The following is a 22,354-nucleotide window of genomic DNA, read 5'->3' on the forward strand; positions in this document are numbered from 1 at the left end:
TCTGTAAATTTATATAGGATTGAATATTTTTATATTTAAAAGTGTAATTTTTACACTTTTATGTGTTATATTTATTTTTTCTATTTAAAAACACTTAAACCTTACCTAAAAAAGCAAACTAAAGTGAGAAAAAAACTAATTATCTTTTTATTTTTTATCGGATTTTCCATTTCGGGATTCGGACAAAACACGAACGATTTAAAATTATGGTACAACACCCCATCTGGTAGTGTTTGGGAAAACGCATTACCCATTGGCAATGGTTTCCAAGCGGCCATGGTTTACGGCAATGTGGATAAAGAAATATTCCAGCTTAATGAACACACCGTATGGAGCGGAAGCCCGAACCGAAACGATAATCCTGATGCATTAGGAGCTCTTGATAGTGTTAGAAAACTCATCTTTGAAGGCGAATACAAAGCCGCAGAGAATATGGCTAACCAAAGAATTATCACAAAAAAATCGCACGGACAAATGTTTCAGCCCGTTGGGAATTTGGAATTAACTTTTGCCGGTCATGAAAACTTTTCTAATTATTATCGTGAATTGAATATTGAAAATGCCACCGCAACAACGCGATACTCCGTTGATGGTGTCACCTATACCCGAGAAGCTTTCACATCTTTTCCAGACCGAGTGATGGTTATTCGTCTTTCTGCTGATAAACCCGGGAAATTATCTTTTTCGGCAGCCTTGACCACAAAACATGTTAAACAGGAGATTAAAGTTAATGCCAATAACGAACTATCGCTTTGGGGAACTACCAGCGACCATGAAGGTATTGAAGGCAAAGTGGAATTTAATGCTTTAGGCAGAATAAAAACCGATGGTGGTAAAATAACACAAACTGATAATTCAGTTGAAATTGAAAATGCAAATTCCGTTACCATATTTGTTTCCATTGCATCCAACTTCAATAATTATAATGATATCAGTGGTGATGAAAATCAACGCGCAAAAGACTACATGGGCAAAGCATTCAATAAGAATTTTGATGACATGAAAGTTGCGCATATACAAGCATATCAAAAATATTTCAACAGGGTAAAACTGGATTTGGGTTCTACTGAAGCAAGTAAATTGCCTACAAACGAACGGCTTAATAATTTTAGAAATACGTCTGACCCTTCTTTTGTAACCTTATACTACCAATTTGGAAGGTATCTTTTAATTTCTTCTTCCCAACCAGGTGGGCAACCAGCAAACCTTCAAGGTATTTGGAATGGCAATATGAAACCGGCATGGGACAGCAAATACACCATCAACATCAATACGGAAATGAACTATTGGCCGGCCGAAAAAACCAATCTTTCTGAAATGCATGAACCGCTTTTAAAGTTGATTATGGAACTTTCCGAAACTGGAAAAGAAACCGCAAAAGTGATGTATGGTGCTAATGGATGGATGGCTCACCATAATACGGATATTTGGAGGATTACCGGTCCTTTAGACGGCTCTTTTTGGGGCATTTGGAATGGCGGTGGTGGCTGGTTAAGCCAACATTTATGGGAACGTTATCTTTACACTGGAGATAAAACGTATTTGGAATCAGCTTATACCGCCATTAAAGGCGCAGCTGAATTTTATGCTGATTTCCTTGTGGAACATCCAACATACAAATGGCTAGTAGTTGCTCCTGGTAATTCTCCAGAAAATGCACCAAAAGAACATCAAGGTGCTTCCATTACTGCGGGTTCTACCATGGATAATCAAATTGTTTTTGATGTATTTAGTGCTACAATCAATGCCGCAGAAATACTTGGCAAGGATAAAGACTTTGTTGAAAAGCTAAAAAACATGAAGAAGCGATTGCCTCCCATGCATATTGGGAAACACAATCAAATTCAAGAGTGGTTGGATGATGTTGATGACCCGAATGATAACCACCGACACATTTCGCACTTGTATGGTTTGTATCCATCCAATCAAATATCACCTTACAGCAATCCGAAACTTTTCGCCGCTGCTAAAAACACGCTGTTGCACAGAGGAGATGTTTCAACTGGCTGGAGTATGGGCTGGAAAGTAAATTGGTGGGCAAAAATGCAAGATGGTAACCATGCTTATAAATTGATTCAGAATCAATTAATGCCATTAGGAACTGTGCGAGGTGGTGGAGGTACTTATAATAATCTTTTTGATGCACATCCTCCATTCCAAATTGATGGTAATTTTGGTTGTACTTCTGGTATCACTGAAATGATCATGCAAAGTTCTGATGGCGCCGTTCATTTATTACCAGCTTTACCTGATAATTTTGATAAAGGCACTGTTGGTGGCTTACTGACTAGAGGGGGTTTTGAAATCGTAAACATGGTTTGGGAAAACCACAAATTGGTCTCAGTTGAAATCAAATCAAACCTAGGTGGCAATCTTCGTTTAAGAACGCCTAATGAAATAAAATTAAAAGCTGGTAAAAAATTAAAAAATGCTTCAGGTAAAAATCCAAATGGCTTTTTTATAGTGAATGAGATTTTAAGCCCTGTGATTTCAGAAGCATCCAACATTGAGCCTTTACAATTAAAACCAACATTTCTATATGATTTACCAACTAAAAAAGGGGAGTCATACACGTTTGTTGTGAAATAAAAAAACATTTAAATTAAGATTATACTATATGCAATTTCATCATTTAAACAGATCTATTTCATTTCGGGCTAAACATATAATCCATTTGTTTTGCTTACTTATCTCTTATACTGCTTTTAGTCAAATGCAGTCTTTCAAATTACAAGATGTAAGAATTACAGACGGGCCTTTTAAAAATGCCCAAGATATTGATTTGAAATACATTCTTGATTTAGAACCCGATAGGCTTTTAGCACCTTATTTAATAGATGCAGGTTTACCAACAAAGGAAGACAGATATGGCAACTGGGAAAGTATCGGTCTGGATGGACACATTGCAGGGCATTATTTATCAGCTTTGGCTATGCTTTACGTTTCCACTGATAATCAAGAATTAAAAACCCGTTTAGATTATATGCTTTCGGAATTGGAACGCTGTCAAAATAAAAACGGCAATGGTTATGTTGGGGGTATACCGCAAGGGAAAATATTTTGGGAACGCATCCATAAAGGCGATATTGATGGCAGTGGTTTCGGATTAAATAATACATGGGTACCTCTTTATAATATTCATAAATTATTTGCAGGCCTCATTGACACATATCATTTTACTGGTAGTGATAAGGCTAAAACCATTGTTATAAAATTAGGGGATTGGTTTATAGAGTTGATTGAACCTCTTTCGGATGAACAAATACAGAATATTTTAAGAACTGAACATGGTGGCATCAATGAATCTTTTGCCGATTTATTCATGATTACAAAAGATGAAAAATACTTAAATACCGCAAAAAAACTAACTCACAAAAATTTCTTAAATCCGTTATTACAAAAGGAAGACAAGTTAACGGGTATGCACGCCAATACCCAAATACCGAAAGTTATTGGGTATGAAAAAGTGGCTTCCCTAACTAATAATGAAGAATTATCAGAAGCTGTCAAATTCTTTTGGAGAAATGTTTCACAAACTAGAAGTGTTGCTTTCGGCGGAAACAGTGTCGGTGAACATTTTAATCCGGTTAATGATTTTAGCGGTATGGTAAAATCCAACGAAGGTCCAGAAACATGTAATTCATATAACATGCTCCGATTAAGCAAAGCTTTGTTTCTTGATAATAATGATATTTCATATTTAGATTTTTACGAGCGAACCCTTTACAATCATATCTTGTCCAGCCAGCATCCAGAAAAAGGTGGGTTTGTATATTTTACACCTATACGTCCTAACCATTACCGAGTCTATTCCCAACCAGAAACCAGTATGTGGTGCTGCGTTGGTTCTGGTTTAGAAAATCACACGAAGTATGGTGAACTCATTTATAGTCATAACGAAAAAGATGTGTTTGTGAATTTGTTTATTCCTTCAACTTTAAATTGGAAAGAAAAAGGCATTGAGTTGACTCAAAATACCAAATTCCCTTATGAAAATCAATCGGAATTAGTCTTAAATCTCAAAAAGAAACAAACGTTCGCTTTAAACATTCGTCAGCCAAAATGGGCGGAAAATTTTGAAATTTTAGTAAATGGAAAAATTCAAAAAACACAAGAGAATCCATCTGGCTACATCAGTGTAAACAGAACATGGAAATCTGGAGACACCATTACTATCAAATTTAAAACAGCAACCCATCTAGAAAATTTACCAGACGGCTCCAATTGGGTGGCGTTTGTTGATGGGCCTATCGTTTTAGCCGCCAAAACCTCAACTGAAGATTTGGACGGTTTATTTGCAGATGATAGTCGTATGGGACACGCTACACATGGTAAATACATCCCGTTGGATCAAGCGTATGCTTTGGTGGGCGACAAAGACACGTACCTTTCTAAAATCAAAAATACCGGAAATCGTCGTTATAGTTTGGATTCTTTAGAACTGCAACCTTTTTTTGAAGTACACGATGCGCGTTACCAAATGTATTTTCAAGCGTATAGTCAAGAAGAATACAAAGAAAAACAAGCCTTACTAAAGCAACAAGAAATGGAAGCAGCGGCTCTTGAAGCCAAAACTGTGGATAAAGTAAACTGTGGCGAACAACAACCCGAGGTTGGTCATTTATATAAAGGCGAAAAAAGCAACTCTGGTTACGATGATGATAAATTTTGGAGAAGTACTCGTGGCTATATGTCTTACCAACTTTCAAATAAAAATTTAGAAGGCAAATTTTTAGATATTACCGTATTAGATGAATTAAAATTAGACAATGTTGACATTTTCATTAATGAAAAACCAGCTAACATTGTTTCAACCAAGGATAAAACCATCAGAATAAACATAGAAAAAATGGATATTGTGAACTTAAAAATCACTTCAAACAATGATAAACCAACCCCAAGGTTTTATGAAATACGGATTTTAAAAGATTAAAAACAAAGCCATAATAACACATCATAAATCAATGAAAATACTTTTCAAATTCACACTAATTTTAAACTTATTAATTGTTTGTACTGCGAATGCCCAAAATAATAAGGCACACAATCCAATAATTTTTGCCGATGTGCCTGATGCGTCTATGGTTCGTGTAGGTGATACTTACTATATGAGTAGCACCACCATGCACATGAGTCCCGGATTACCAATAATGAAATCGAAGGATTTAGTGAATTGGGAACTCATCAATTATGGCTACGAAACGCTTGGCAATAATGATGAACTTGATTTAGAAAATGGAAAAAACATGTATGGAAGAGGCTCTTGGGCTAGTTGTATACGCTACCATAATGGGACTTTTTACGTGAGCACGTTTTCTGCAACAACTGGAAAAACCTATATTTTCAGTACCAAAGATCTTGAAAAAGGTCCTTTGAATAAAATAGAATTCACGCCTTCTTACCATGACAATACCATCTTTTTTGATGATGATGGCAAAATATATATGATTTGGGCCGCTGGAAAACTTAATATAGCTGAATTGAAAGATGATCTTTCTGGTGTTAAGGAAGGCACAGAACGTGTTTTGATAGAAAATGCCAGTGCTCCCGCTGGAACAAATATCATGCTAGGTGCTGAAGGATCTCAACTCTTTAAAGTCAACGGCAAATATTATCTCTTTAATATCACTTGGCCTAGGGGTGGCATGCGTACAGTAGTTATTCACCGTGCGGATAATATCAATGGTCCTTGGGAAGGGAAAGTTGGTTTACAAGATTTAGGTGTGGCGCAAGGCGGACTTATAGATACCCCAGACGGCAGATGGTTTTCTTATTTATTTAGGGATTATGGTGGTGTTGGCCGTATTCCGTATATCGTTCCTGTAAAATGGGAAGATGGCTGGCCTGTTCTAGGTGAAAATGGCAAAGTACCTGAAACTCTTGACTTGCCTGCTAGCAAAGGTTTAATTCCTGCTATTGCAGCATCAGATGATTTTAAGCGCAAGAAAAAAGACAGAGCACTTCCTTTAGTTTGGCAATGGAACCACAACCCAGATAATTCACTTTGGTCACTTAAAGAACGTAAAGGCTATTTAAGATTAAAAACCGGTAGAATTGATACCAGTTTTGTTCAAGCAAAAAACACATTGACACAACGCACCATAGGCCCAGAAAGCACTGGTTCAACATCCTTGGATATTTCTAATATGAAAGAAGGTGATTTTGCTGGCTTATGTTTATTACAAAAAGAATTTGGATTGGTTGGTGTCAAGGTAGATAATGGGACTAAAAAAATTGTCATGGTTAGTGCTGCTGGCAATGCCATTAAAGAACTGGGAAATGTTCCTATAAACCAAAACAAAATCTATTTTAAAGCAGAATGCAATTTTAAAGATAAAACCGATAAAGCTAATTTCTTTTTCAGTCTAGACGGAACATCTTGGACACGTATTGGGGAACCCATAAACATGCCGTACACACTCCCGCATTTTATGGGATATAGATTTGGTCTGTTCAATTATGCGACAAAACATGTAGGTGGCTCTGTGGATTTTGATTATTTCCACATAAGCGATCGTATCTCTAATAGTGATTAGTTATGCTGTAGAATTTGAATTAAAATATATAATAGCATTAATTATGAACTCTTTAACAACTAAAAAAACGACAAAACGCCTATGGTTTTTATCCTTATGTGTTTTGGGAATGTGGCATCTACATGCACAACAATTCCCTTTTCAAAACCCTGAATTAAGTTCTGAGGAACGCGCCAAAGATTTAATTTCACGCTTAACCATTGAAGAAAAAGCAGCACTAATGTGCGATCAATCCGATCCCATACCGCGATTGGGTATTAAAAAATTCAATTGGTGGAGTGAAGCCTTACATGGCTATGCCAATAATGATAATGTGACTGTATTTCCGGAGCCTATAGGCATGGCAGCATCTTTCGACCATGAATTGGTATATCGTGTTTTTGATGCGGTTTCAGATGAAGCCAGAGCGAAATATAACCAATGGATTCAAGAAGGCAATGAGAATAAACGCTTTTTAAGTTTGTCTGTATGGACACCAAATGTGAATATTTTTCGTGATCCACGTTGGGGGCGAGGCCAAGAAACTTATGGAGAAGATCCTTATCTAACTTCCTTAATGGGAGTGTCCGTTGTTAAAGGTTTACAAGGTCCGGAAGATTCCAAATATCGTAAATTGTTGGCTTGTGCTAAACATTATGCGGTGCACTCGGGTCCAGAATGGAGCCGACATGAACTTAATTTAAACGATGTCAATCCACGTGAATTATATGAAACCTATTTACCTGCTTTCAAATCCTTGGTACAAGATGCCGATGTACGTCAGGTCATGTGTGCTTACCAAAGACTAGATGATGAACCTTGTTGTGGAAATACCAGACTGTTACAACGTATCCTACGCGATGAATGGGGATATGAATATATGGTGGTATCCGATTGTGGTGCCGTAACCGATTTTTTCACTACACATAATGTATCTTCAACTGCTACACATGCCGCAGCAAAAGCTGTATTGGCTGGAACCGATGTGGAATGTGTTTGGGAAAATTATCCTTTTAAAACATTACCCGAAGCTGTTGCAAAAGATTTAATAAAAGAAGCCGATGTTGATAAAAGTTTAGTTCGTGTCTTAATCGGTCGCTTTGATTTGGGCGAGATGGATGATGATGCCATAGTGCCTTGGGCTCAAATACCGGCATCTGTTTTAAACAGTAAGAAACACCAGGACCTAGCGCTGGAAATGGCTAGAAAATCCATGACACTGCTTCAAAACAAAAATAATGTGCTTCCTTTAAATAAATCCATCAGCAAAATTGCCGTGATTGGTCCTAATGCCGATAATGAACCTATGCTTTGGGGAAATTATAATGGAACCCCTAATCAAACCATTACCATTCTGAATGGGATAAAATCAAAAGTATCTGAAAATAATATTTTTTACGATAAAGCTGCTGATTTAGTTGAAGACAAAGTAACAACCACCTATTTTCCAAAAACCATATTTGAAGGAAAAAAAGGATTTAAAGCCACTTATTGGAATACCCCTGATAGAACAGGCAATATAATAGCTACAACACAAATCGTAAATCCTTTAAAATTAACCACAGCTGGTCAACATGAATTTGCAACCGGCGTAAAACTTGAAGGTTTCTCCGCAAAATATGAAACCGAATTTATTGCAGAGGAAAATGATGAACTGGTTTTTAAAACAGGCGCCACGGGTGATTTTGAATTATTAGTTAATGGAGAATCTATCAGTAAATATACTAACTGGCGCACGATTCCAGCGCGCATTCCATTTACTGTAGAAGCCGGGAAAACCTATAAAATTGAAATTCTTTTTGCACAGTCAAACAATTGGCAAGCCAATCTGGAATTTGATTTTGGAAAAGAATATGATGTTGATTTTAGTGGATTGATTCAAAAATTAAAAGGAATCGACACGGTGGTATTTGTTGGCGGACTTTCAACCTTGCTTGAAGGAGAAGAAATGCCTGTCTCCTACCCTGGCTTTAAAGGTGGAGACCGCACAAACATTGACCTTCCCGCTGTTCAAAGAAAATGTTTAAAAGCTTTGAAAGATGCAGGTAAAAAAGTTGTTTTTGTTAACTGCTCTGGCTCTGCCATTGCTTTAACACCAGAAACCGAAAGTTGCGATGCTATTCTGCAAGCATGGTATGGTGGAGAATCGGGCGGACAAGCGGTTGCTGATGTGCTGTTTGGTGATTATAATCCTTCTGGAAAACTACCTGTAACTTTTTATAAAAATTCGGATGTATTAGGCGATTTTGAAGATTATTCCATGAAAGGACGCACTTACCGCTATATGAATGATGCCTTATTTCCTTTCGGTTTCGGATTAAGTTATTCTAAATTCAACATAGGCTCTGCTAGTTTAAACAAAACCACAATAAAAACTGATGAATCCATTCAACTAACTATTCCTGTAACCAATTCTAGTAAACGTGATGGTACTGAAATCGTTCAAGTGTATGTCCGCAAATTAAATGATACCGATGGCCCACTAAAAACATTAAGAGGATTTAAACGTGTGGATGTTAAGGCAAATAAAACTGAAAATATAACAATTGACTTACCATCATCTTCATTTGAATTTTACGATTGGAATACTATGGGAATGAATGTAACGCCTGGAGATTATGAAGTGTTTTATGGTAATAGTTCAGATACCAAAGATTTAAAAATGACAAAAATTACCATACAGAAAACAAACATTTAAATTTTTATTGGACCATGTAAAACCAATTAATTATAACACTAAATAAACATTAAACAGCATTAATCATTATTGAAAATAAATATGAAAACACTAAACTCAATTATTATAGCCCTCACCGCGCTAGTTCTTCCTTTTCATTTATCAGCCCAACAAGCACATATTAATGAAGATTGGGACCCAATGAGAAATACTCAAAACTTGGTGCCGTTATCTGCTAATGTGATATCGCCCGAGGTATTAGACGACCGCACAGTCATTTTCAGAATAAAAGGTCCTGACCTTAAAAGTGTGACCGTAGGCGGTTCTATGTTTGTGGGTGAAGAAGCTCGTAAGCAAGTGCCATTTGTAAAGGGAGAAGACGGTATTTGGACTTGTAAAATTGGCCCATTAGACCCAGAAATTTATTTATATTGGTTCAATGTTGATGGCGTGGGGATGGCCGACCCAAATAACACCTATACTGGTCATGCCAATATGCCCGCTTTTAGTATGCTTTGGGTTCATGGTGATGGTCCTAATTTTTATGACGCTAAAAACGTACCTCATGGAACCATTCATTGGCAATATTACCATTCCAATGTAACAAACGGTGAAAGAAAGATATTGGTTTACACGCCACCTGGATATGACGCTTCAAAAAAGTATCCTGTTTTATATTTAATGGGAGGTTCGGGCGATTTAGCCGAAACTTGGTACTTACACGGACAAGCCAACTTCATCATGGATAATTTAATTGCTGAAGGAAAAGCAAAACCAATGATTATTGTGATGCCCAACAATCAATTAATTCATCGCATGCATCCAGACCATACCGCAAAAACATTTGAATTGGTTAACGAAGAGTTTAAAAAAAGCATCATTCCTTTCGTTGAAAGCAATTATAGCGTGATAAAAGATCGCCATGCCAGAGCTATTAGTGGACTCTCCATGGGTGGAAGACATGCACAATATGTAGGACTTCATAATTTAGATTTATTTGGTTCAATAGGGATTTTAAGTGCGGCGATTCCAATTGATGAAACACCTGCTTTAAAAGATGCTGATATCAATTCGAAATTGGATTATTTATTTGTTGGGGCAGGAACGCATGAAACCCGTCCGGGAGCAAGACATGAAGTTTTTCACAATGATTTGGAAAAATTAAATGTAAAACATCACTATTATATTGGCAGTAAAGGCGCTCACGATTTAACAACTTGGAGACATCTGTTATATTATCAGTTTTTACCAAACCTATGGAAAAACTTAAAATAGTTGAAATACTTTATGCTAACAATTTTTGATTTAATAAATCCAATCCTAATGAAACAAAGACTTATCATTTTTTTATCTTTTTTAATATCTATTACCACTTTTGCTCAAAACGTCAGTGTGGTATCACCTAACAACAAATGGAAAGTGGAATTGAAAAATGAGCAATCTGCTTCTACTGGGAAATGGTTTTTGAAAATCAATTCTATAAAGGAAAACACAAATTCTGAGATTATTCCGAAAATAGATTTGGGATTATTGCGTAGTGATCAAGATTTCTCCAATGAATTAAAGTTTATTAAAGCAGACAAGCCTAAATTAATAAATGAAAATTATACGTCTTTACACGGTAAAAGCTCACAACGAAGCAATTCTGGAAACGAAATAGTTTTATATTTTGAAAATCCATCAAAAGCCAAATTAAATATCATTGTGAGAGCTTACAACGATGGGGTGACTTTTAGATATGAATTTCCTGAAAAAACAGGAACTTTTAAAATCAAAGATGAATTGACTGCTTACAAAATTCCAGATAGCACTAATCGTTGGTTGGAAAAATTTGATCTTTCCAATGAAGGGCTTTATACCAATATGAAAGATGCTAGTGTACAGCAAGATTGGTGTTATCCTGCACTTTTTAATACCAAAGGTGATGCTGACAACTGGTATCTCATCCATGAAGCTGATGTTGATAGACAATATGCCGCAACGAAGCTTACCAATACCATTACAAATTCTGACTATAAAGTAACGCTTCCGGGTGCAGATGAAGGTGTTGGTGAGCCATTGCCAACCATCAATCTTCCTTGGAAATCGCCTTGGCGTGTTATTATTATGGGAAGTATTGCAGAAGTTGTGGAATCTACCTTAGTGGATGATGTGTCCTCTCCTTCCGTTTTGACTGATACCGATTGGGTGAAACCGGGTGTTGCCTCATGGAACTATTGGTCGAATAACCACGGTACCAAAGATTATAAAGTGGTTACGGAATTTGCCGATTTAGCTGCTGAAATGGGTTGGCCATATACACTTCTTGATTGGGAATGGGATCAAATGGAAAATGGTGGCAATTTAGAAGATGCTTTAAAATATATCCATTCCATAGGTGTAAAACCTTTGATGTGGTACAATTCAGGCATGTTTAAATGGGTGACTTCTACACCTGTTGACCGCATGAAAACCCATGAAAACCGTATGGAAGAATTTGCGAAATTGAATAAATTAGGGGTTTACGGTATAAAAGTTGATTTTTTCTTGAGTGAAAAACAAGACATGATAAAATATTACCTAGATATTCTTGATGATGCAGCCAAGTTTAAAATCATGGTTTACTTTCACGGTTGTATCGTTCCTAGAGGATGGCAACGCACCTACCCACATTTGATGACATTTGAGGCCGCAAGAGGTGCTGAATGGTACAATAATGGTCCGGAATTAACTACAAGTGCCCCAGAGCACAATAATGTGTTGCCTTTTACAAGAAATATTGTTGGTTCTATGGACTACACACCAGTGACTTTCACCAATTCGCAATTTGCTCATATTACCTCTTATGGTCATGAATTGGCGTTAAGTGTTGTGTTTGAATCTGCTATGCAACACATGGCCGATCGTCCTGAAGGCTACAGAAATTTACCAGATGCACCTAAAACGTTTCTTAAGCATGTGCCTAGCACTTGGGATGACACCAAATTATTGGATGGGTATCCCGGAAAATTCACGATTATGGCCCGTAGAAAAGGTTTAGATTGGTATATTGGTGGCATTAATTCGGATGGAAGAAGGGAAAAAGTTCAGAATTTAAAATTTGATTTTTTACCTGAAGGAACATCATACAAACTAACATTAATTGCTGATGGCGCGCATGACACCTTGTTTTCAACAAAATATATGGTGGTTGATAAATCTACTTCGATTGACGTAACCATGCTTCGTCGTGGTGGCTTTGCGGCCTATTTAAGTCCGATTAAATAAAAACAAACTAAAACTAAAGTAATAACTAAAAGGAAATTTTAAAATCTAAAAAATGAAAAAATTAATTGTTTTATGCTGCTTATTAATATCGTCAGCAATGATCTCGCAGAATGCGGAAGTGGTAAGTCCCGATGGCAAACTAAAAGTAAATGTTTCTGTTGATAATGGTAAAATTTTATATTCAGTAGCTTACAATAATAAAGTGATGATTGAAAATTCTCCTTTAGGTTTAGTAACCAATGAAGGAGATTTTACTGAAAACATGAGCTTTATCGAATCTACCACTAATAAGGTCGATAAAAGTTATACCCAAGAAAAAATCAAGCAATCTTCGATTACCTATAAAGCCAATACTTTAAAATTCACGGTTACAAATAAGGATAAAAAACAGCTATCTGTGGCATTCCAAGTAAGTAATAATGATATTGCATTTAGATACGAAATCCCAAGTTGGGGCGAAACCATGTCTTGCGTGGTTGAAAAAGAAGTTACGGGCTATAAATTCCCAAGTACAACAACAACATTTCTTTCGTCCATGATGAATCCTATGAGCGGTTTTGCACGTACAGCGCCAAGCTACGAAAGCACATATACTGCAGATGTTGCCATGAGCACCAATACCGATAAAAATGGTTATGTGTTTCCGGGATTATTTCGTGTTGAAAACAATGGTTGGGTATTATTATCTGAAACTGGTGTGTCAAGTCTATATAACGCTTCCCATTTAAGCAACTATAACAATGGCATGTATAATGTAGAATATCCAGACGTAAAAACGAATAATGGTTTTGGTAGTGTAGGTGCTCAAGTGGGGCTTCCAGGAATGACCCCATGGCGTACCATTACCGTTGGTGAAACATTAAAACCTATTGTAGAAACAACCATTTCTTATGATGTGGTTGAACCTCTTTATGAAGCTTCCCAAGACTTTAAATATGGTCGCGGAAGTTGGAGTTGGATAGTTTGGCAAGATGAGAGCATGAATTATGAGGATCAGGTTAAATATATTGATTTGGCTGCTGCCATGAATTTCGAATACATTTTAATTGATGCTTGGTGGGATAAAAATATTGGGTATGATAGAATGAAAGAACTTATCCAATATGCAAAATCTAAAGGTGTTGATGTGTTTCTTTGGTACAATTCCAATGGGATTGTAAATGATGCTTTCCAAACCCCAAAAGATAAAATGAACACGTCCATTGTTAGAAAACGTGAAATGAAATGGCTTAAAGAAGTCGGTGTAAAAGGCTTAAAAGTCGATTTTTTTGGTGGTGATAAACAAGAAACCATGCGCTTATATGAAGAGATTCTTTCAGATGCTAATGATTATGGACTTATGATTATTTTCCATGGTGCAACCCTTCCTCGTGGTTGGGAACGCATGTATCCTAATTTTGTAGGTAGTGAAGCAGTTATAGCTTCAGAGATGCTTATTTTTACTCAAGATGCCCGAAACAAAGAATCTTTTTATGCATCATTGCACCCTTTTATTCGTAATTCTGTTGCGAGTATGGAATATGGTGGTGTTTTTTTAAACAAGTATTTAAACAAGGGTAACACCAAAGGGCAAGAACGTTTAACAACCAATATCTTTCAATTGGCTACTAGTGTACTTTACCAAAATTCGTTGCAAATGTTTGGTTTAACACCAAACAATCTTGAAGATACACCAGCATATCAACTGGACTTTTTAAGAAACGTACCAACCACTTGGGATGAAACTGTGTTTCTTGATGGTTATCCAGGTAAATATGTGGTATTGGCGCGTCGTCATGGAGATAATTGGTACATAGCAGGTATTAATGCAGAGAAAACCGCAAAAAATTTAAAACTAAAATTCCCTATGCTTGCAGATGGTAAAGCAAAAATTTATAACGACGACAAAAATAAAAACGCATCTTTAGAGGATATTAAAATTTCTAAAAAAGGAGAAATTTCAATAACAATACAACCTAATGGGGGATTTGTATTAACTAATTAGGAGTAATGAAAAAAACAATAATTACGCTTAAACTTCTTTTAAGTTATTTTATAGTAGCTGCACAAAATCCTATTGTGCAAACAAATTATACAGCAGATCCAGCTCCGATGGTCTACAATGGTAAGGTATATTTATACACAAGTCACGACGAAGATGAATCTACTTGGTTTACTATGAATGACTGGCGATTATATACTACAGAAGATATGGTCAATTGGACCGATCATGGAGCTGTATTGTCCTATAAAGAATTTAGTTGGGCTAAAATGAATGCGTGGGCTCCTCAATGTATTGAGCGAAAAGGGAAATTTTATATGTATGTACCCATTACGGATCGCCAAGGAAAGAATGGTATTGGTGTTGCTGTTTCTAATAGTCCTTATGGCCCATTCATTGATCCATTAGGAAAACCTTTAATTTCCAATAGCAATGCCGATATCGATCCAAGCGTTTTTATTGATGATGATGGACAAGCCTATTTATTCTGGGGAAATCCTGTTTGTTACTATATAAAATTGAATGAAAACATGATTTCCTATGAAGGCGACATCAAACAAATCGCTAATACCATAGAAGCATTTGGCAAGCGTGAAGGAAAGGTAAATGAAGAAAGACCAACGACTTATGAAGAAGGACCTTGGCTATATAAACGCGATAATCTCTATTATTTGTTTTTTGCCGCAGGCCCCATATCAGAACATATCGGTTATTCAACCAGTAAAAATATAACAGGACCTTGGAAATACCAAGGTGTTGTCATGCCTACCCAAGGTAACGCATTTACCAATCATCCTGGTGTTATCAATTTTAAAGGAAAAAGCTATTTTTTCTATCACAATGGCGCATTGCCTGGAGGTGGTGGTTTTACCCGTTCCGTATGTGTAGAAGAACTTAAATTTAATAAAGACGGCACCATCGCACAGATGAATATGACAGAAGGCATCAAACAGAGTTTAAGCCCGTTAAATCCCTATGCTATAAATGAAGCAGAAACTATAGCTTGGTCGGAAGGCGTAAAGTCCATGGAAAATAATGTTGTTGGTAATTTTATTACGGCCAAATATAATGATGCTTACACCAAAGTCAAAGATGTAAATTTCCGTAAAGAAGGAGCCTCAAAATTTAAGGCAAGAGTTGGCACAACCCATAATGGAAATGTATCTATGGAAATAAGATTGGACAGTAAAGAAGGTGAGCTACTTGGGGCGATAAAAGTACCAATGACTGGAGGTAATGACCGCTGGTCGCTACAAACAATTGATATTAACAAAGTAACGGGAATTCACGATTTATATTTTATTTTCAAAGGAAAGGCAGCTAGTCAGATTATGTATTTTGATTATTGGATGTTTTCTAATTGAAAAACATGCCCCAAAATATATGTGAAGGCAAGCAAAATGAATCAATTGAATAAAAACAGCTAATAACGAAAGTTTTGTAATTATAAATAAAAATGAAAATTATTAATCAACATCTAAAAAACGGAATATTACTGATTTTCGCAATCAGCTATTCTTTTGGTCAAAATCCCCTCATTAGAGATCAGTTTTCTGCCGATCCATCCGCTAGGGTTTTTGGTGACAAAGTTTATGTATTTCCTTCGCATGACATTTTAGCCACCGAAGGCAAAGGACGCAAAGATTGGTTTTGCATGGAAGATTATCATGTGTTTTCTTCTGAAAATTTAACCGATTGGACGGACCACGGTACCATTGTAGAACAAAACAAAGTAGCTTGGGTAAAACCAGATAGTTACAGTATGTGGGCTCCGGATTGTATTGAAAAAGATGGTAAATATTATTTCTATTTTCCATCGACCATTAAAGACTCTCTGACAAATGTGAGAGGCTTCACCATTGGGGTTGCTATTGCCGATAAACCCGAAGGTCCTTATGTTACAGAACCTCTGCCTATTCCGAATGTGAGAGGCATCGACCCGAATGTGTTTATTGATAAAGACGGACAAGCATACATGTACTGGTCGCAAGGAAACATCTATGGAGCAAAACTAAAAGATAACATGCTTGAATTGGATTCTGAAGTAAAAACACTTGGAGACTTACCAACAAAAGGATTGAAAGAAGGTCCTTATCTTTTTGAAAGAAATGGTATTTACTATCTAACCTATCCGCATGTTGAAGATAAAATTGAACGTTTGGAATATGCTATTTCAGATAATCCATTAGGGCCTTTTAAAGTGACTGGTGTTATTATGGATGAATCACCAACGGGTTGTTGGACGAATCATCAATCTATCATTGAATTCAAAAACCAATGGTATTTATTTTATCATCACAACGATTATTCGCCAAATTTTGATAAAGCACGATCTATCAGAGCCGATTACTTAAACTTTAATGCAGATGGCACCATTCAAAAAGTCATTCCTACTTTAAGAGGCGTTGGTGTTGCAAATGCTACCAAACAAATTGAAATAGATAGATATAGTGCGATAAGTGAGCAAGGTACATCCATTGCTTTTATTGACACCTTAAACACCTTTAAAGGCTGGAAAACAGTATTCAATCAACCCAATGCTTGGATACAATATGATAATGTGGATTTTGGTAAAAAACGTTTAAAATCTGTTGTTGTAAAAGCGAAGTCTGAAACTGATGCCATTCTTGAAATCAGAAGCAATGCTGCAAATGGCCCTGTTATTGCCGAAGTAAAAATTCCAAAAAGCAGCGATTGGAAAGAAGTAAAAGTTTCATTAAAAAAGTTTGAATCCAATAATCAAAATCTGGTTGCCATATCAAAAACCGATACTGTTATTGAAACGGATTGGATAAAGTTTGAATAACTCAAATAAATGACAAAGCGATTATTTCTGTATGCTCTTTTTGTGTTTTCTTTTTTATCAGGAAAACTTTTTTCCCAAATTCAAAATGATTGGGAAAATCCTGAAATTATTGGTATAAACAAAGAGAAACCTCATGCTTCACTTTTCCTTACAAATGAAAAGACAAATAATCCCACTATCATTTCTTTAAATGGCATATGGAAATTTAATTGGGCAACAGACCCCCAATCGAGACCAGAGCATTTTTATTCATTAGACTATAAAACAGAATCTTGGAATACTATAGTTGTTCCAGGCAATTGGGAGTTACAAGGGTATGATACTCCCATATATTCAAACATACCTTATCATTTTCAAAAAGACCAGCCAAGAGTCACTAGCGAGCCTCCAACGAATTTCACGTTTTATAAAAGTAGAAATCCTGTGGGAAGTTATGTTACCCATTTCGATATTAAGGAATTAAAAAACGAACAAGTATTCCTCCATTTTGGTGGTGTTAGTTCTGCTATGTATGTTTGGGTTAATGGTGAAAAAGTGGGTTATAGCCAAAATTCTTTTCTGCCCGCTGAATTTGATATTACAGACTATATCCAGCTTGGAGAAAACAAATTAGCGGTAGAAGTTTACAGGCTAAGTGACGGCAGTTATCTTGAAGATCAGGACATGTGGCGTTTAAGTGGTATTTTCAGGGATGTAGAACTAACAATGCGTCCGAAAACATGTATTCGTGACTTTACTGTGTTGGTAGAACCTAATGAAACTTTTAATAGTGCCCATGTAAATATCAAGTTGAATATTGATAATAAATTGGATAAAAATCTTGACGGGTTTTCTGTGGAGGGAACGATATCTGGATATTCTACATTGGGAAATCTGGTGGATATTAAAATATCCAAAAAGTTGGGAGCTTTAAATAAGCTTTCAGAAAATGTTGTAGAAATAAATTCTGCATTAACTAATCCCCTTTTATGGTCAGCCGAAACTCCAAACCTTTACAAGCTAAATTTAAAATTAGTAAACAATAAAAAGGAAATTGTAGAAACCCTTAATTGGAAATTCGGTGTTAGAAAAGCAGAAGTTGTTGGTGAAATTTTTTATATGAATGGCAAGCCTATTAAACTAAAAGGCGTGAATAGACACGAACACCATCCTAGAACGGGAAAATATGTTGATAGACAAACCGCTATCAAAGATATTGAGCTCATGAAACAAGCCAATATCAATATGGTTAGAACCAGTCATTATCCAAATGATTTACTTTTCTATGAATTGTGTGATGAATATGGGATTTATGTGATGGATGAAGCCAATCAGGAATCCCACGGATACGGCATTGGCAATAAAATTCTTGGCGATGACCCTTTATGGAAAAAAGCTCATGTAGATAGGGCTGTGTCGATGGTTGAAAGAGATAAAAATTATACAAGCATTATTATTTGGTCGTTGGGAAATGAAGGTGGCCAAGGACAAAACTTCATAGCGATGGCAGATGCCATAAAAGACATAGACCCTACAAGACTCGTGTTTTCAGACTCACAAAGAGATATTTCCGCACTCTATGATGACAGTTATTTAACCCCAGAAAATTCTAGAAAAAAAGCTATTGAGATTAGCGACAAACCATTCTTTATGCGCGAATACATGCATGCCATGGGCAATTCAGGAGGCAATCTTCAAGAGTATTGGGATATATTTTATGACGACCCAAGTATGACGGGAGCTGCCATTTGGGATTGGGTTGACCAAGGAATAGCAAAAAAAATAGATGGTTCTAAGCTAAAATATCCCAACAATCCTGCCCAATTAACTTTAGAGGATGATGAATTTTGGGCGTATGGAGGTGATTTTGGTGATGTACCAAATGATGGGCCTTTCTGTAATAATGGCTTGATTGGCCCAGACAGAATACCTCATCCTCATTATTACGAAGTTCAAAAAGTTTATCAGAATATTACTTTCAAATTAGATGACATAAACAGTCAAAAAATTAAAATAAGTAATCTTTATGATTTCACAACTACGGATAATTTTGATTTTGTTTATGAACTTCTTTCAGACGGAAAAACTATAGAAACTGGTTTAATACCATGTAAAGCTATTTTACCTAGTAAATCAGAAGATATTGCTTTTAACTTAAAATCGGATTTAAATACCTTCAAAAGTGAAATAATCCTGAATATTTATGCCCGATTAAAAAAGGCAACGTTATGGGCCAACCCAGGTTTTACAGTTGCCAAGGAACAGTTTATTCTAAAATCTACCGAACTACAAAAAATAAGCACAGAAAGCATTATTAGTATTAAAGAAACTCCAAACGCTGTCAATGTTGAGGCGAATCATTTTAAATATAATTTTGATAAATCGAATGGTGCTTTAACCTCATGGACAACCAATGATATCGAATTATTAAAAGGCAGCTTAGAACCTTATTTTTGGAAACCACCAAATAATAATCAAATAAATAACAGATATGAACAACGTCTTGGAAAATGGAAAGATGCCGATGCGTCCAGAAAAGTGACTAAAATTAATATTGAACAACAAGAGGGTTTGGCTGTGATAACGTTTGATATGGAGTTGCCGGAAATTGGCGCGTCCTACAAGCTAATATATTCCATAAATGGAGATGGGAAAGTACAGGTAGAAGCGTCATATATACCGGTTTCTAAAGATATTCCATTAATGCCAAAATTTGGTATGAGAATGAGAATGCCATCAAATTTCAATCAGATAAATTGGTATGGTCGCGGTCCTTATGAAAATTACCCCGATCGAAAAACTGCCAGTTTTATAGGACTGAATCAGTTAAAATTGAATAACTTTATAACCCATTATATTTACCCGCAAGATAACGCCAATCGTGGCGATGTTCGTTGGTTTTCGCTTTCAAACCAAAATGAAAGCATCAAGATTTCTGGTCTTCAATCACTAAACTTTAGAGCTTGGCCCTACAGTGAAGAAGATTTAGAAAAAGCAAAACACCCCTATGAACTAAAAGACCGCGATTTCATAAATTTGAATATTGATTTGAATATTCATGGTGTTGGTGGAGTCGATTCTTGGGGCGCCCGTACTTTAGACAAATATACCAATGATGGTAACAAACCTTATACTTATGCTTTTATCATCGAATATAAAATGATAAATAAAATATAAACACAATTAATTAACAAATATATTAAACAATGAAAAAGACGCAATTAATACTCCTATCATCCATCATGGCTTTGGCCTCACTCAGCGGAGTTAATGGACAGACTAAAAAAAGCAAAGTTAAAAATCCACCGGTATTTTCAAACTTTGTTTACCAAGGCAATGACCAAGTATACATAGACAATCCCTTGAAACCAGACGAGTTTTACACGCCTATTTTACAAGGATGTTATCCAGACCCTGCCATTACAAGAAAAGGCGATGATTATTACATGGTTTGTTCATCATTTGCCATGTTTCCAGGTGTACCTATTTTCCATTCAAAAGATTTAGTTAACTGGACTGACTTAGGCGGTGTTTTAAATAATGTAGCAGAATTCAATCCACACGATACAGGCATTAGCGCTGGTGTTTATGCCCCTGGTATTACCTACAATCCTCACAACGATACCTTCTACATGATTGTAACGGCTTTTTCAGGCGGTTTAAACAATATTATTGTAAAAACGAAAGACCCTATGAAAGGTTGGGGAAGCCCAATTAAACTTGGTTTTGGCGGTATCGATCCTTCCATTTTCTTTGATGATGATGGTAAAGGTTACATCGTTCATAATGATGCACCTGATCAAGGAAAAGAACTTTACAATGGTCACCGTGTGATTAAAGTTTGGGATTATGATGTTGAAAACGATAAAGTAATTCCCGGAACTGATAAGATTATAGTTGATGGAGGTGTAGATCTTTCTAAAAAACCAATTTGGATAGAAGCACCACATATTTACAAAAAAGATGGCAGCTACTATTTAATGTGTGCCGAAGGTGGTACTGGTGGCAATCATACAGAAGTGATATTTAAAAGTGACAGCCCTAGAGGTCCTTATATTCCTGCGCCGAACAACCCCATACTTACTCAAAGATTTTTCCCTAAAGAACGTAAAAATAAAGTGGATTGGGCAGGGCACGCCGATTTAGTTAAAGGGCCAAACGATCAATATTACGGGGTGTTTTTAGCGGTTCGTCCAAACGAAGAGCATAGAGTAAACACAGGTCGTGAAACCTTTATTTTACCGGTAGATTGGTCTGGAGAATATCCTGTTTTTGAAAATGGATTGATTCCTTTAGAGCCTAAATTAAAAATGCCCAAAGGTGTAGAAAACAAAACGGGTAAAGATGGTTTTTTTCCTAACGGAAACTTTACATTTTCAGATAACTTTACTTCAGAAAAATTGGATAACCGTTGGATAGGTTTAAGAGGCCCACGTGAAGCATTTATATCAAAAACAAAAAATGGTTTACAAATTAATCCGTTTGAAACCAATATCAAAGAAATGAAGCCTACTTCTACACTTTTCCATCGTCAAATGCATAATACCTTTTCATTAACAACAACTTTAGCATATAAACCAAACTCAGAAAAAGATTTGGCGGGCGTTGTTGCATTACAAAATGAAAACTCAAACTACGTGTTTGGTATTACTAAAAAAGGTGAAGATTATTTCTTGTTGTTACAAAAAAACCAACGTAAACAGAGAAGTCGTGAAACAGAATCTACTATTGTTGGCAGCACTAAAATTGATGTTAAAAACCCTATTACACTTCAAATAAAAGCGAATGGTGATAAATATGAATTTAGTTATTCCACAAATGGAACTGATTTCACAAATGTTGGCGGAACAGTTTCAGGAGATATTTTATCTACCGATGTAGCTGGAGGTTTTACTGGTTGTTTATTGGGCTTATATGCCACTACAACTAATGATGCCGTGCCTCAATAGAAATTAACACAAGATATTTATAATTTAAAATCAACCTATTCTTAATTCCTCGAATAGGTTGATTTTTTAAACAATATAATTTTCTTTGTTAAATTTTAAGAATTAGAATTGACTTTTATAGAAATCTAGAGTCTAATATAACCCAACACCTATCTTCCTACTTTAAACCTGATAAATTCATTATCTAAAAAATTAGTATAG

11 protein-coding genes are annotated in these 22,354 nt (G+C 36.0%); all 11 read left to right on the forward strand.

Annotation, left to right across the window (positions count from 1 at the left end):
* Window positions 1-123 precede the first annotated feature (123 nt).
* The 11 genes from CDH50_RS00290 (at window position 124) to CDH50_RS00340 (ending at window position 22,153) form a co-directional block, all read left to right on the forward strand.
* Complete coding sequence (locus CDH50_RS00290; RefSeq protein WP_232731924.1) at window positions 124-2,589, forward strand: glycoside hydrolase family 95 protein; 2,466 nt, start codon at window positions 124-126, stop codon at window positions 2,587-2,589.
* 124 nt (window positions 2,590-2,713) lie between these two features.
* Entirely contained in the window at window positions 2,714-4,933 is a 2,220-nt protein-coding gene (locus CDH50_RS00295) for a glycoside hydrolase family 127 protein (RefSeq protein ID WP_100609903.1), read from the forward strand.
* Between the two features lie 31 nt (window positions 4,934-4,964).
* Complete coding sequence (locus CDH50_RS00300) at window positions 4,965-6,536, forward strand: glycoside hydrolase family 43 protein (RefSeq protein ID WP_100609904.1); 1,572 nt, start codon at window positions 4,965-4,967, stop codon at window positions 6,534-6,536.
* Between the two features lie 43 nt (window positions 6,537-6,579).
* Window positions 6,580-9,213, forward strand: a complete 2,634-nt coding sequence (xyl3A, locus tag CDH50_RS00305) for a xylan 1,4-beta-xylosidase (RefSeq protein WP_232731925.1) — start codon at window positions 6,580-6,582, stop codon at window positions 9,211-9,213.
* 81 nt (window positions 9,214-9,294) lie between these two features.
* Window positions 9,295-10,467: an esterase gene (locus tag CDH50_RS00310; protein WP_100609905.1), complete on the forward strand. Its 1,173-nt coding sequence runs from the start codon at window positions 9,295-9,297 to the stop codon at window positions 10,465-10,467.
* Window positions 10,468-10,515: 48 nt separating this feature from the next.
* Window positions 10,516-12,438: a glycoside hydrolase family 97 protein gene (locus CDH50_RS00315; RefSeq protein ID WP_100609906.1), complete on the forward strand. Its 1,923-nt coding sequence runs from the start codon at window positions 10,516-10,518 to the stop codon at window positions 12,436-12,438.
* A gap of 52 nt (window positions 12,439-12,490) precedes the next feature.
* Complete coding sequence (locus CDH50_RS00320) at window positions 12,491-14,422, forward strand: glycoside hydrolase family 97 protein (protein WP_100609907.1); 1,932 nt, start codon at window positions 12,491-12,493, stop codon at window positions 14,420-14,422.
* 5 nt (window positions 14,423-14,427) lie between these two features.
* Window positions 14,428-15,783, forward strand: a complete 1,356-nt coding sequence (locus CDH50_RS00325; protein WP_100609908.1) for a glycoside hydrolase family 43 protein — start codon at window positions 14,428-14,430, stop codon at window positions 15,781-15,783.
* 92 nt (window positions 15,784-15,875) lie between these two features.
* Window positions 15,876-17,225, forward strand: a complete 1,350-nt coding sequence (locus tag CDH50_RS00330; RefSeq protein WP_100609909.1) for a family 43 glycosylhydrolase — start codon at window positions 15,876-15,878, stop codon at window positions 17,223-17,225.
* A gap of 9 nt (window positions 17,226-17,234) precedes the next feature.
* A complete protein-coding gene (locus tag CDH50_RS00335) occupies window positions 17,235-20,381 on the forward strand; it encodes a glycoside hydrolase family 2 TIM barrel-domain containing protein (RefSeq protein WP_100609910.1) in 3,147 nt (1,048 codons plus the stop codon).
* 29 nt (window positions 20,382-20,410) lie between these two features.
* Window positions 20,411-22,153: a glycoside hydrolase family 43 protein gene (locus CDH50_RS00340; protein ID WP_100609911.1), complete on the forward strand. Its 1,743-nt coding sequence runs from the start codon at window positions 20,411-20,413 to the stop codon at window positions 22,151-22,153.
* The last annotated feature ends 201 nt before the right edge of the window (window positions 22,154-22,354 follow it).

It is taken from the genome of Confluentibacter lentus, assembly GCF_002806995.1.
Taxonomy (GTDB): domain Bacteria; phylum Bacteroidota; class Bacteroidia; order Flavobacteriales; family Flavobacteriaceae; genus Confluentibacter; species Confluentibacter lentus.